The sequence below is a fragment of the Nocardia farcinica genome, assembly GCF_029867845.1.
In the GTDB taxonomy this organism is placed as follows: Bacteria; Actinomycetota; Actinomycetes; order Mycobacteriales; family Mycobacteriaceae; genus Nocardia; species Nocardia farcinica_A.
The window spans coordinates 1-11,906 of record NZ_JARWRU010001234.1; the positions used below are offsets into that span (position 1 = coordinate 1).

The window sequence follows — 11,906 nt, forward strand, 5'->3', positions numbered from 1 at the left end:
CCCCCCCCCCGGGGGGGGGGGGGGGGGGGCCCCCGGCCCCCCCCCCCCCCCCCGGGCCAGCAGCGAGTCGGGCGCGTGGGCGGCGGTGATCGGCGCGACCGCGGCCAGCCCGGCCAGCTGCCAGGCCGAGTAGCCGCGCACCCCGGCGTAGCGGGCCTTGCCCGCGCGCACGGCGTGGGCGAGGGTGTCGGTGATCTCCTCGATGGGGGTGCGCGCGTCCCAGGCGGCGACCTGCCAGATGTCGAGGTGGTCGGTGCCCAGTTCGCGCAGCGTGTGGTCGAGCTGGCGCAGCAGTTCGCGTCGCGAGGTGTCGATCCAGGTGCGCGGCAGCGCGGGCAGGTCGCCGGTGGGCGCGGCGGTGGAGGGGTGCACGCCCGCGCATCCGGCGAGCACCAGTTCCTCGCGGGGCACGACATCGCCGAGCAGGTCGGCGAGGATGGCCTGGGCGGCGCCGCCGGTGTAGGCGGGGGAGGTGTCGACCAGGGTGCCGCCCGCGTCGACGAACGCCGACAGCTGTCCGGCGGCGTCGTCGGCGTCGGTGTGCGACCCCCATGTGTGCGTGGCCAGCCCTATGCGCGACACCCGCAGCCCGCTGCGTCCCACCGTGCGCGCTTCCATCACCGCATCCCCGTCTTCGTCACCCGGCAAGCCTAAGGTGTGCCAGGCCCGGTCGAGCTCACCCGCGCCCGCGTCTGCATGTACTGTCGCTGCGTGATCGCGCCGGTCCCGACGGCGGCGGTCGGCGCCGTGGAACCAATTGCCCAGCGGTGTAACGAGTTTTCGGGCAGCTTGCGAGCAGGAACGTTGGAGGTTGTGTGGTCGAGTCGATGACCTGGGTGCAGGCGCTGGTGCTGGGGCTGGTCCAGGGGTTGACCGAATTCCTGCCGATCTCCTCCTCGGCGCACCTGCGCATCGTGTCCTCGGTGTTCTTCGGCGAGGACGCCGGCGCCTCCTTCACCGCCGTCACCCAGCTGGGCACCGAGGCCGCGGTGTTGGTGTTCTTCGCCAAGGACATCTGGCGGATCGCGGTGGCCTGGTGCACCACCATGTGGGCCAAGGCCAAGGCCGCGACCGGCCCGAAGATCCCCGTGCACGACCAGCCGACCACCCGGCTGCCGGTGATGACCGCCGACAACCGCCGCCACTTCGAGCTGGAGGCGCAACGCGAGCTGGACTACCGCGTCGGCTGGTATGTGATCATCGCGACCATCCCGATCGGTGTGCTTGGTCTGCTGTTCAAGGACGAGATCCGCACCGGCGCCCGCAATCTGTGGCTGGTGTCGTTCATGCTGATCGCGTTCGCGCTGGTCATCGCCGCCGCCGAGCATTACGGCAAGCAGCTGCGCCCGATCGAGAAGCTGACCACCCGTGACGGGTTGATCATGGGTTTCGCCCAGTGCCTGGCGCTGATCCCCGGTGTGTCCCGCTCCGGCGCGACCTCCTCGGCTGGTCTGTTCCTCGGGCTGGAGCGCGCGGCGGCGGTGCGGTTCTCGTTCCTGCTCGCCATTCCCGCGGTCACCGCCTCCGGGCTGTTCTCGCTGCCGGACGCGTTCGAACCGGCCGGTGAGGGCCTCGACGCGTCGGGCCCGCAGCTGCTGGTGGCGACGCTGGTGTCGTTCGTCGTCGGCTACGCGTCGGTGGCGTGGCTGCTGAAGTTCGTGTCCAAGCATTCGCTGAACTGGTTCGTCGGCTACCGCATCGTGCTGGGACTGGTCATCATGGGCCTGCTGGCCGGTGGGGTGATCTCGGCGACATGACCGGTCGTCCCGCCGCGTGCGGTCCCGTTAGGCTGGCCGCATGACGGTGATCCTGTTGCGCCACGGCGTGTCCACGTCCAACACCGCGCGCACCCTCGCCGGCCGCAGCGAAGGGGTGGATCTCACCGAGCACGGCGACGAGCAGGCGCGGGCGGTGGCCGAACGCCTGGGCGGGCTGCCGATCCGCCACATCGTGCACTCGCCGCTGCTGCGCTGCCGCCGCACGGTGGCGCCGCTGGCGGACAAGCTCGGGCTGGAGCCGCGTGCCGACGAACGCATCATCGAGGTCGACTACGGCGACTGGACCGGCAAGGTGATCGCCGAGCTGTTGAAGGAGCCGCTGTGGGGTGTGGTGCAACGGCACGCCTCCGGCGCGGTGTTCCCCGGCGGGGAGGGCCTGGCCCAGGTACAGCAGCGGGCGGTGGCCGCGATCCGCGAACACGACCGGTTCTTCGCCGAACGGCACGGCCACGACGTGCTGTGGGTGGCCTGCACGCACGGTGATGTCATCAAATCGGTGCTGGCGGACGCGCTGGGCATCCACCTGGACGGCTTCCAGCGCATCGTGGTGGAGCCGGCGTCGGTCAGCGTGATCCGCTACACCCCGCACGCGCCGTTCGTGTGGCGGATGAACGACACCGGCGCCGATCTGTCGGCGCTGGCCGCGATCCGCGAGCCCCGCGGCGAGCAGGCGCACGGCGGGTCGGCCGCGACCGCCGATGGGCCGGTTCCCGGTGGCGAGGTGGGCGGCCTGGCGGGGGCGGATAATGGGACTGCGCAACGGTAGCGACCGTTTGCGGTGGGTAGTCGAGTGAGACATCGATCTGGAGGAGGTGCTGATGGCACGGGCGATTCACGTTTTCCGCACTCCGGATCGGTTCGTCGCCGGGACCGTGGGTGAGCCTGGTGATCGCGCGTTCTACCTCCAAGCCGTCGAAGCGCCGCGCGTGGTGAGCGTGCTGCTGGAGAAGCAGCAGGTCAAGGTGCTGGCCGATCGGATGGGGTTGTTGCTGGACGAGGTGGCGCGCCGTTTCGGGGCGGAGGTGCCGCCGGAGGCCGAGGACGTCAGCGACACCGATCCGCTGGTGACCCCGATCGACGCCGAGTTCCGGGTCGGCACGATGGGTTTGGGCTGGGACGCCGACGCCGGCGCGGTGGTGGTGGAGTTGCTGGCCATCACCGAGACCGAGGTCGACGAGTCGGTGGTGCTCGACGACACCGAGGAGGGCCCGGACGCGGTGCGGGTGTTCCTGACCCCCGAGCAGGCGCGGGAGTTCACGCTGCGGTCGACGAAGGTGATCGCCGCGGGCCGTCCGCCGTGCCCGCTGTGCGGGGAACCGCTCTCGGCGCGCGGACACATGTGCGTACGCACCAACGGCTACAAGCGCGGAGAGATCTTCGGCGCCGCCGACGACGAGGAGTGAGCGGTGGGTGAGCCCGACCGGTTGCGCACCGGCGAACTCGGCGTGATCGGACGGATCAGCACAGCGAGCAACGTGACCCTCGTCTGCGAGATCGCACCCCCCGACCCCGACGACGCGTCGGCGCCGCTGCGGGTGGTGTACAAGCCGGTGCGGGGGGAGCGTCCGCTGTGGGATTTCCCCGACGGCACCCTCGCCGGCCGGGAGGTCGCCTCCTATCTGGTCTCCGAGGCGATCGGCTGGGGAGTGATCCCGGAGACGATCCTGCGGGACGGCCCCTACGGGCCGGGCATGGTGCAGCGCTGGGTGGAGTCCGCCGATCACCACACCGATGTGCAGCCGGGGCACGCCCCGCGCCTGGATCTGGTGGACCTGTGCCCTCCCGCCGTGGTGCCGGACGGGTTCTGCGAGGTGCTGCGGGCGCTGGATCACTCCGGTGCGGAGGTGGCGCTCATCCACGCCGACGATCCGCGCCTGCACCGGGTGGCGGTGCTCGATGTGATCCTCAACAACGCCGACCGCAAGGGCGGGCACACCCTCGAGGGTGTCGACGGGCAGGTCTACGGTGTCGATCACGGCATCTGCCTGCATTCCGAGCACAAGTTGCGCACGGTCCTGTGGGGGTGGGCGGGCGCCACGATCGACGAGCCGCTGCTCGACGACATCCGCCGGTTCGCCGAGCAGTTGTCGGGGTCGCTGGCCGACCGGCTGGCCGCCCACATCACCGACGAGGAGATCGACGCCCTCGCCGAACGAACCAAGCAATTGCTCGACAACCCGGTGATGCCGTACCCGAACCACGCCCGTCCGATCCCCTGGCCCGCCTTCTGAGCCCGTCGACCGGGACAGGGCGGCGTGTCGGGCGCGGCGCGCGGAATCTTCTGTTCCGCGGGATCGCAATCGTTGACCGTCGCCGACGGTTTGCGGGTCACGGCAGGTAGCGGGCCTCGCCCGCGACCCCCACGACGGCGGCTGTGCCGGGGTGTGCGGCGGCACAGCTGTCACGACATCTACTCTCGACACATGCAGTCCTGGTCCGACACCGCCCTGCCGACCGTTCCCGGAGCAGGGCCGCCGTTGCGGTTGTACGACACCGCCGATCGTCAGGTGCGTCCGCTGGCTCCCGCCGCCACGGCCACGATGTACGTCTGCGGCATCACGCCCTACGACGCGACCCATCTCGGTCACGCCGCCACCTACCTGACCTTCGACATCGTCAACCGGGTGCTGCGCGACAACGGCCACGACGTGCACTACGTGCAGAACATCACCGACGTCGACGATCCGCTGTTCGAGCGCGCCCAGCGCGACGGGCTGGACTGGCGCGAACTGGGAAGCCGTGAGATCGAGCTGTTCCGCACCGACATGGCCGCCCTGCGGGTGCTGCCGCCGCGCGACTACGTGGGCGCGATCGAATCCATCGACGAGGTCGTCGAATTCGTGCAGAAGCTGCTCGCCAACGGCGCCGCCTACACCGTCGACGACCCCGACTACCCCGACATCTACTTCCGCGCCGACGCCACCGAACAGTTCGGCTACGAGTCCGGCTACGACCACGAGACCATGCTGCGGCTGTTCGCCGAACGCGGCGGCGACCCCGACCGGCCAGGCAAGCGCGACCCGCTCGACGCGCTGCTGTGGCGAGCGGCCCGCCCGGGCGAACCGTCCTGGCCCGCCCCGTTCGGCCCCGGCCGCCCCGGCTGGCACATCGAGTGTTCGGCGATCGCGTTGAACCGGCTTGGCCCGCAGCTCGACATCCAGGGCGGCGGCAGCGATCTGATCTACCCGCACCACGAGTACTCCGCCGCGCACGCCGAATCCGTGGTCGCCGGGCGCCGTTTCGCCCGCCACTACGTGCACGTCGGCATGATCGGCCTCGACGGCGAGAAGATGTCGAAGTCGCGCGGCAATCTGGTGCTGGTCTCCGCACTGCGCGCCGCGGGCGTCGACCCGTCCGCGATCCGCCTCGGCCTGTTCGCCGGGCACTACCGCCAGGACCGCATGTGGACCGAGGAGATCCTCGAGCAGGCCCTGCATCGGCTGGCCCGCTGGCGCCGGGCCGCGGCCCTCGACTCCGGGCCGTCGGCGGAGTCCACCATCGCGCGGCTGCGCCAGCATCTGGCCGACGATCTGGACACCCCGAAGGCGCTGGCCGCGGTCGACAACTGGGCGCACGAGGCCACCGAATACGGCGGCTCCGACCGGGACGCGCCTGCCGCGCTGGCCGCCGCGGTGGACGCGCTGCTCGGTGTGGTGTTGTGAGTCGTGGGGCGTGGTGTGGTGAGTCACGGCTTGCTCGTGGCGGGCGGGGCGTGATGTGGTGCTGACGTGTGCGGCATCGATCCTCGTCGACTGATCGGACGCGTGGCGGCGCTCGGTTCCGGCCTGGTGGCCGCGCTGCCCCCGTTGTCCCGGGTGCAGGCCGGGTCGCCGCGCTGTGTGGCCGCCCGCACCCGCTTCTTCGGCGCCGACGCCGTCGACCGGACGACCGGCGCGGTCCGCGCCGACCGGGTGGTGCTGTCGTGGGTCGGCTGCACCACCTACGCGGTGGCCATCGGCGGCGCGGTGCTGCTGCTGGACGCATGGGTGCCGCGCCTGACCAGTTCCGGCTACGTGCCCGCGACCGCGCAGGATCTGGCCGACCTGCGCCCCGAGGCGATCTTCATCGGCCACGGCCACTTCGACCACGCCGCCGACGCGGGCCCGATCGCCGCGGCCACCGGCGCCACCGTCTACGGCACCGCCGAGCACTGTGCCGCCATCCGCGCCCAGGTCCCGCACGCCGCCTTCCCCACGGTGGGTCTCGGCGACGCGAGCACCCCGCCGGGGCAGCGGGAGGACCGCACGGTGGGCCCGGTGCGGTTGACGGTGGTGCGGCACCTGCATTCGGCCCGCACTCCCACCGATCCGGCCACCGCCTCCCCCCGGATCTTCCCCCGCCCGGAGCCGGGTCCGATCCTGCGGCACCCGCCGTCGTGGCCGGATCTGCGCCGCACCGTGCCGCGGTTGCGGGACGCCGAGGGCGGGGTGCTGCTCTACCAGTTCCGGGTGCCCGGTTTCGCCCTGACCTGGCACGACTCCTCGGGCCCGCTGCTCGAACGCGCCCCGTGGGTGCTCGATGCGCTGGCCGGGCTGCCGCCCACCGATGTGCACATCGGCGCGGTGCAGGGCTACAACCAGATCAGCAACGGCCTGCGTGATCCGCGCACCTACATCGAGGCGCTGTCGCCGACGGTGTTCGTGCCCACCCACCACGACAACTGGCTGCCCGGCCTGACCGCCTCCTCGGCCGCCTACGATCCGCCGCTGGCCGCCGAACTCGACCGCATCGGCGCACCGCTGCGGCCGCGGCTGCTGGCCCTGCACGACCCGCGGGACTACGTGGCCCCGCACCGGCTGACATTCACTGTCTGACCGCGCGATCCTGCCCCGCGCGATCCTGCCTCGCGCACCGGTGGTCCCGGCCGCCGGTTCCTACGATGGAGGCCATGACCGAGCGCAAGCCCGTCGAGCACACCTTCGAGTCCTGGGTCGACAAGCAGATCCGGGAGGCGACCGAGCGCGGAGAGTTCGAGAATCTGGCCGGCGCGGGCAAACCGATCCCGGGGGCGGGCGCCCCGGTGGACGAGAACTGGTGGATCCGCGGCTATCTGCGTCGGCAGGGCGTGCCCGCCGACGGGCTGCTGCCGGATTCGCTGGTGCTGCGCCGTGATCGCCAGCGGCTGGCGGAGACGGTGGCAGGCGACTGTGACAGCGAGGCCGAGGTTCGCGCGGAGGTGGCGGCGTTGAACCGGCGGATCGCGGAGTATCTGCGCACCCCGACGCCGCCGTATGTGCCGATCGCGCCCGCCGACGCCGACCGGGTGGTCGCGGCGTGGCGACAGCGCCGGGACGCGGAGCCCAGGGCGCGGGCCACCGCTCACGAGGCCACCGCTCACGACGGCACGGCCGCGAAGCCCGGCGCCGCCGCCGGGAGGCCCGCGGCGGTCGCGGTCACCGGCCGCGCCGCGGCGGCGGCCGGGCCAGGGTGGTGGCGGGCGCTGCGACGGTGGTTCACACGGCGGTGAGCCGCACCAGCGGGTATTCGCGTGCGGACTTGCGCTGGTATCTGCCGATGCGGGGTTGCTCTTCGATGATCCGGTTCCAGGCCTGAGCGCGTTGTTCGCCGTGCAGGCGTTGCGGGCGGACGGGCCGGGGTGCGCAGCCGCTGAATTCGACGGCGGCCTGCTCGGGGTTGGCCATGAGGTTGGCGTACCAGTCGGGGTGGCGGTCGCCGCCGCCGGAGGCGACGACCAGCCAGGTGTCGTCGCTCTCGGCGAAGCAGGCCAGGGGTGATTCGCGGTGGGCGCCGGTGCGGCGGCCGGTGGTGTGCAGGATGAAGGTCTGCATGCCCATCATGTGGCCGCCTTTGCGGCGGATCCGGCTGACGGTGCGGGCGTTCATGGTGCGCTGGAACCACAGTGAGAGCTGCCGCAGCGGCCCGTCCGCGCGTCGGGTGTCGGGTTGTCCGGTCATGTTCGGCCACCTCCGGTGTGTCTCGTGGTCGATCTCGGGTGGGGCGGTGGCGCCCTGCGCTGTTCACGCTAGGGGTGGGGGGCGGTGGGTGGCTTCTCGATTCCTGATCGTTTTCCCGGCGCCGCGAGTGGTGTGGTGTCCGCGACCGATTCCGGCCGCGTGACCCGCGGATGCGGGAGTATGCTGCGCTTCGTGGCGAATCTGCGGATCAGTGAGGTGGCCGGGCTCGTCGGTGTCAGCGATGACACCGTGCGCCGCTGGATCGATCAGGGGCGGCTGCCGGCGATCCAGCTCGACAACGGCCGCAAGGGAGTCGACGGGCGCGCGCTGGCGCAGTTCCTGCGTGCGAACGCCGACGCGCCCGCGGTGGGCGCGACGGTGGCGGCCTCGGCGCGCAACCGGATGCGCGGCATCGTGACCCGGGTGGTCAAGGACACCGTGATGGCGCAGGTGGAGATGCAGGCCGGGCCGTTCCGGCTGGTGTCGCTGGTGAGCCGCGAGTCGGTCGACGAGCTCGGTCTCGAGGTGGGCAGCGTGGCGGTGGCGTCGGTGAAATCGACCCATGTGGTGGTGGAGATCCCCGAATGACCGGGCGCACGGGCAGTCGCTCCCGGCGGGGCCCGACTCTGCTGCTGGCGGCCGCGCTGGCGTGCGCGGCCGGCGGCTGCGGTGCCACCGGGCCCGCCGGTGACGGTTCCGGCGCGGTGACGGGCACGGTCACGGTGTTCGCGGCGGCTTCGCTGACGGAGGTGTTCACCGAACTGGGGGAGGCCTTCGAAGCCGCCAACCCCGGCGTTGAGGTGGTGTTCGGTTTCGCCGCCAGTTCCGCGCTGGCCCGCCAGATCACCGAGGGCGCACCCGCCGATGTGTTCGCCTCCGCCGCACCGGAGCATCTGCGACAGGTCGGTGACGAGGGATCGGTGTCCGGTGCGCCGGTGGTGTTCGCCCGCAATCGCCTCGAGATCGCCGTCCCGCCCGGCAATCCGGGCGCGATCGTGTCGCTGGCCGAGTTCGCCGACCCCCTGCGCACGATCGCCCTGTGCGCCGAGCAGGTGCCCTGCGGGGCGGCCGCGGCCCGGGTGTTCGAGGCCGCCGGCGTGGTCGCGGTGCCCGACACCAGGGAGCGGGATGTCAAGGCGGTGCTGACCAAGGTCACGCTCGGCGAGGTCGACGCGGGACTGGTGTATCGCACCGATGTGCTCGCCGCGGGCGGGAAGGTCGAGGGCATCGAGTTCCCGCAGGCCGCGGCGGCGGTCAACGACTACCAGATCGCCGCGCTGGCCGAGGCGCCGAATCCGGTGGCCGCGGCCGCGTTCGTCGACTTCGTGACCTCTGGACGAGCCGGATCCGTGCTCGCCGCCGCGGGATTCGACCTGCCGTGAGCACGCGGGCGCGGCGGCGGGCGATACGCGGACAGCGGCCGCTGCTGCTGATGCTGCCCGCACTGTGCGGGTTGGCGTTCCTGCTGATCCCGCTGCTGGGGTTGGTGGCGCGCACGCCATGGACGAGCGTGCCGGGGCGGCTGTTCAGCGCCGAGGTCGGTCAGGCCCTGCGACTGTCGCTGGTGTGCGCGAGCGCGGCCACCGTGCTGTGCCTGGTGTTCGGGATTCCGTTGGCGTGGCTGCTGGCACGCTCGGGGCTGCCAGGACGCGGGCTCGTCCGCGCGCTGGTGACGGTGCCGCTGGTGTTGCCGCCGGTCGTGGGTGGTGTGGCGTTGCTGCTGGCGTTGGGCCGCCGCGGGTTCGTCGGCCGGTATCTGCACGAATGGTTCGGCGTGTCACTGCCGTTCACCACCGCCGGGGTGATCGTGGCCGAGGCGTTCGTGGCGATGCCGTTCCTGGTGATCTCCGTGGAGGGCGCGCTGCGAGCCGCCGACCCGCGTTTCGAGGAGGCGGCCGCGACGCTGGGCGCCGGCCGCTGGTATGCCTTCCGGCGGGTGACGCTGCCGTCGGTGGCGCCCGGTCTGGTGGCGGGCGCGGTGTTGTGCTGGGCGCGCGCGCTCGGCGAGTTCGGCGCGACCATCACCTTCGCAGGCAATTTCCCCGGCCGCACCACCACCATGCCGTTGGCGGTGTATCTGGCGCTCGAGTCCGACCCGGACGCGGCGATCGTGTTGAGCCTGGTGCTGCTGCTGGTGTCGGTGGCGGTGCTGGTGGCGCTGCGGGAACGGTGGATGGTGACCCGATGACCCTGTCCGCGCGCCTCGGTGTCACCCGGGGCGAGTTCACCCTGGATCTGCCGTTGGAGGTGGCGGAGGGGGAGGTGGTCGCGCTGCTCGGGCCCAACGGTGCGGGCAAGTCCACGGCGTTGCGCGCGCTGGCGGGCCTGCTGGCGCTCACCGACGGGCACATCCGTCTCGGCGATCACGTCTGGGACGCCCCGCCGTCGGTGTTCGTGCCCGCCGAGCGACGCCGGGCCGGGGTGGTGTTCCAGGACTATCTGCTGTTCGCCCACCTGTCGGCGCTGGACAATGTCGCCTTCGGTCTGCGCGCCCGTGGTGTGCGGCGGGCGGTGGCACGGGCGCGGGCGGGGGAATGGCTGACCGCGGTCGGTCTGTCGGAGGTGGCCGGGCGGCGGCCGCGCGCGCTGTCGGGTGGTCAGGCGCAGCGGGTGGCCCTGGCGCGGGCGCTGGTGACCGAGCCCCGCCTGTTGCTGCTGGACGAGCCGCTGGCCGCGCTGGACGCGGCCACCCGGTTGCGGGTGCGCACGGATCTGGGCCGTCACCTGCGCGATTATCCCGGTCACACGGTGCTGGTCACCCACGATCCGCTGGACGCGATGATCCTGGCCGACCGGTTGGTCGTCGTCGAGCACGGCGCGATCGTCCAGCAGGGCCCGCCCGCGCAGGTGGCCGCGCATCCGCGCTCGGACTATGTGGCCCATCTGATGGGGCTGAACCTGAATCGCGGTCGCGCGCACGGCAACTCGGTGGATCTCGACGGCGGTGGCGCGCTCACCGTCGCCGAGCCCGCGCGGGGGCGGGTGTATCTGACGTTCCCGCCGCGGGCGGTCGGCCTGTATCCGCGGCGGCCGCGGGGCAGTCCCCGCAACTGCTGGCCGGTGACGGTGGCCGGGATCGAGCAGCACGCCCACACGGTGCGGGTGCGTCTCGACGGCGCTCCGGCGGTGCTGGCCGATGTCACCGCCGCCACGGTCGCGGAGTTGCGCCCCGAACCGGGCCGGCGGTTCTGGGCGACGGTGAAGGCCACCGAGATCCGTTGCTATCCGGTGTGATCGGGTCAGCTCATTTTTCGGGCGCCGGTGGGGCGGGCAGCATGACGGTGCGCAGCATGCGCAGCCGGCGGCCCGGTCCCGGCCGGTTGTCCATGAGCGGGACGACGGCGGCGGCGATGGCCCGGCCGAGGGCCTCGAGTTCGGTGTCGTCGAGCCAGAGCGCGGCGACGCTGTAGCCGACGCCGTCGCGGGTCAGGTCGATCTCGTCGCCGGCGAGGTAGCGGTCGAAGTCGAGGACCATGCCGGCGATGTAGGCGAGGAAGGCGCGGCGGTGGTCTTCGGTGCTCATGCCGGCCAGCGCGTCGGGGGAGATGCCCGCGGCGGCGAGTTCGAGCCGGTAGGTGCGTTCGACGGTGCCGCGCACCCGGCGTTCGTCGGCGACGGTGAGCACGCCGCCGTCGACGAGGCGGGCGATGTGGCGGTAGAGGCTGCCCGCGGGCACGTCGCCGAGTTCCTGGCCGAGTTCGGCGGTGGTGAGCGTTCGATTTCCGAGGAAGGCCTGCACGATGCGCATGCGTACCGGGTGCAGCAGCAGTTCTACCGAATCCACGTGCCGATCCTACCTTTGTTTTCACTATTGAGAATATTCGTGCTATTGTGAATACGCACCGAGAGAGCGCCGGAAGGAACGACGCGATGACCGAACGGAACACCCCCCGCATCCCCGACCCCCAGGGCACCCTGGCGGGCATGCCCTACGACTGGCGGCGCCCCACCGCGCAGCGCCTGCGGGACCGCATGTGGAACCCGGACGACCCGCGCGTGTTCACCCCCAAGGCGTTCGGCATGGGCTGGGACATCAACCTCTACCGGCTGCTGCGTCCGCGCGGCGGCAAGGCGGGCGCACAGCGCTGACACGCGATCCCCGTGGGGGGCCGGGGGGGGGGGCCCCCGGGCCCCCCGGGGGGGGGGGGCCCGGGTGGGGGGGGCCGGGGCCCCCCCCGGCCCAAAATATTGTGGGGAGGGGGCCCAAGGCCCG

General features: G+C 72.2%; 15 protein-coding genes. 12 read left to right on the forward strand and 3 right to left on the reverse strand.

The window, feature by feature from the left end; translation table 11 throughout:
* A partial coding sequence (locus QH283_RS27580; protein WP_280505854.1) for an aldo/keto reductase occupies nucleotides 1–618 on the reverse strand: 618 nt, incomplete at its 3' end.
* Nucleotides 619–815: 197 nt separating this feature from the next.
* Between QH283_RS27580 and QH283_RS27585 the strand changes: the two genes are divergently transcribed.
* The 7 genes from QH283_RS27585 to QH283_RS27615 all read left to right on the forward strand — a co-directional run bounded on the left by QH283_RS27585 (nucleotide 816) and on the right by QH283_RS27615 (nucleotide 7,245).
* The gene (locus tag QH283_RS27585) at nucleotides 816–1,757 is read left to right on the forward strand and encodes an undecaprenyl-diphosphate phosphatase (RefSeq protein ID WP_280505855.1); all 942 of its coding nucleotides are present in this window, start codon (nucleotides 816–818) and stop codon (nucleotides 1,755–1,757) included.
* Nucleotides 1,758–1,797: 40 nt separating this feature from the next.
* Nucleotides 1,798–2,544 carry a histidine phosphatase family protein gene (locus QH283_RS27590; protein WP_280505856.1) on the forward strand — a complete coding sequence of 249 codons (747 nt, stop codon included), beginning with the start codon at nucleotides 1,798–1,800 and terminating at the stop codon, nucleotides 2,542–2,544.
* Nucleotides 2,545–2,596: 52 nt separating this feature from the next.
* The gene (locus QH283_RS27595) at nucleotides 2,597–3,181 is read left to right on the forward strand and encodes a DUF3090 domain-containing protein (protein ID WP_280505857.1); all 585 of its coding nucleotides are present in this window, start codon (nucleotides 2,597–2,599) and stop codon (nucleotides 3,179–3,181) included.
* A gap of 3 nt (nucleotides 3,182–3,184) precedes the next feature.
* Nucleotides 3,185–4,009 carry an SCO1664 family protein gene (locus tag QH283_RS27600; protein WP_280505858.1) on the forward strand — a complete coding sequence of 275 codons (825 nt, stop codon included), beginning with the start codon at nucleotides 3,185–3,187 and terminating at the stop codon, nucleotides 4,007–4,009.
* A 192-nt stretch (nucleotides 4,010–4,201) separates the two neighbouring features.
* Nucleotides 4,202–5,440: a cysteine--1-D-myo-inosityl 2-amino-2-deoxy-alpha-D-glucopyranoside ligase gene (mshC, locus tag QH283_RS27605; RefSeq protein WP_280505859.1), complete on the forward strand. Its 1,239-nt coding sequence runs from the start codon at nucleotides 4,202–4,204 to the stop codon at nucleotides 5,438–5,440.
* A 102-nt stretch (nucleotides 5,441–5,542) separates the two neighbouring features.
* The gene (locus tag QH283_RS27610; RefSeq protein WP_280505860.1) at nucleotides 5,543–6,592 is read left to right on the forward strand and encodes an MBL fold metallo-hydrolase; all 1,050 of its coding nucleotides are present in this window, start codon (nucleotides 5,543–5,545) and stop codon (nucleotides 6,590–6,592) included.
* Between the two features lie 74 nt (nucleotides 6,593–6,666).
* The gene (locus QH283_RS27615) at nucleotides 6,667–7,245 is read left to right on the forward strand and encodes a DUF1992 domain-containing protein (protein WP_280505861.1); all 579 of its coding nucleotides are present in this window, start codon (nucleotides 6,667–6,669) and stop codon (nucleotides 7,243–7,245) included.
* On the opposite strand, the gene QH283_RS27620 is transcribed toward QH283_RS27615, so the two are convergent.
* On the reverse strand, nucleotides 7,232–7,693 hold the full coding sequence (locus tag QH283_RS27620) for a nitroreductase family deazaflavin-dependent oxidoreductase (protein WP_280505862.1): 462 nt from the start codon (nucleotides 7,691–7,693) through the stop codon (nucleotides 7,232–7,234). The genes QH283_RS27615 and QH283_RS27620 overlap by 14 nt on opposite strands.
* A gap of 192 nt (nucleotides 7,694–7,885) precedes the next feature.
* On the opposite strand from QH283_RS27620, the gene QH283_RS27625 reads away from it, so the two are divergent.
* The 4 genes from QH283_RS27625 to QH283_RS27640 are packed head-to-tail and all read left to right on the forward strand — an operon-like array spanning nucleotide 7,886 to nucleotide 10,927.
* Nucleotides 7,886–8,281 (forward strand): TOBE domain-containing protein, encoded by a 396-nt coding sequence (locus QH283_RS27625; protein WP_280505863.1) that lies wholly within the window; start codon nucleotides 7,886–7,888, stop codon nucleotides 8,279–8,281.
* Nucleotides 8,278–9,075, forward strand: coding sequence for a molybdate ABC transporter substrate-binding protein (modA, locus tag QH283_RS27630; RefSeq protein WP_280505864.1), 798 nt, complete (start codon nucleotides 8,278–8,280; stop codon nucleotides 9,073–9,075). Before QH283_RS27625 ends, modA begins: the two co-directional genes overlap by 4 nt.
* 50 nt (nucleotides 9,076–9,125) lie before the next feature.
* Nucleotides 9,126–9,881: a molybdate ABC transporter permease subunit gene (gene modB / locus QH283_RS27635; protein WP_280505868.1), complete on the forward strand. Its 756-nt coding sequence runs from the start codon at nucleotides 9,126–9,128 to the stop codon at nucleotides 9,879–9,881.
* Entirely contained in the window at nucleotides 9,878–10,927 is a 1,050-nt protein-coding gene (locus tag QH283_RS27640) for a sulfate/molybdate ABC transporter ATP-binding protein (RefSeq protein ID WP_280505865.1), read from the forward strand. Before modB ends, QH283_RS27640 begins: the two co-directional genes overlap by 4 nt.
* Nucleotides 10,928–10,937: 10 nt before the next feature.
* On the opposite strand, the gene QH283_RS27645 is transcribed toward QH283_RS27640, so the two are convergent.
* Entirely contained in the window at nucleotides 10,938–11,477 is a 540-nt protein-coding gene (locus tag QH283_RS27645; RefSeq protein ID WP_280505866.1) for a helix-turn-helix domain-containing protein, read from the reverse strand.
* An 86-nt stretch (nucleotides 11,478–11,563) separates the two neighbouring features.
* Here QH283_RS27645 and QH283_RS27650 point away from each other — a divergent pair, with 86 nt between their 5' ends.
* On the forward strand, nucleotides 11,564–11,782 hold the full coding sequence (locus QH283_RS27650) for a DUF5808 domain-containing protein (protein WP_280505867.1): 219 nt from the start codon (nucleotides 11,564–11,566) through the stop codon (nucleotides 11,780–11,782).
* The last annotated feature ends 124 nt before the right edge of the window (nucleotides 11,783–11,906 follow it).

Coding starts and splice junctions, on each gene's coding strand:
- QH283_RS27590 (WP_280505856.1), top strand. CDS start 1,798: ATGACGGTGATCCTGTTGCGCCACGGCGTGTCCACGTCCAACACCGCG.
- QH283_RS27595 (WP_280505857.1), top strand. CDS start 2,597: ATGGCACGGGCGATTCACGTTTTCCGCACTCCGGATCGGTTCGTCGCC.
- mshC (WP_280505859.1), top strand. CDS start 4,202: ATGCAGTCCTGGTCCGACACCGCCCTGCCGACCGTTCCCGGAGCAGGG.
- QH283_RS27615 (WP_280505861.1), top strand. CDS start 6,667: ATGACCGAGCGCAAGCCCGTCGAGCACACCTTCGAGTCCTGGGTCGAC.
- QH283_RS27620 (WP_280505862.1), bottom strand. CDS start 7,693: ATGACCGGACAACCCGACACCCGACGCGCGGACGGGCCGCTGCGGCAG.
- modA (WP_280505864.1), top strand. CDS start 8,278: ATGACCGGGCGCACGGGCAGTCGCTCCCGGCGGGGCCCGACTCTGCTG.
- modB (WP_280505868.1), top strand. CDS start 9,126: ATGCTGCCCGCACTGTGCGGGTTGGCGTTCCTGCTGATCCCGCTGCTG.
- QH283_RS27640 (WP_280505865.1), top strand. CDS start 9,878: ATGACCCTGTCCGCGCGCCTCGGTGTCACCCGGGGCGAGTTCACCCTG.
- QH283_RS27650 (WP_280505867.1), top strand. CDS start 11,564: ATGACCGAACGGAACACCCCCCGCATCCCCGACCCCCAGGGCACCCTG.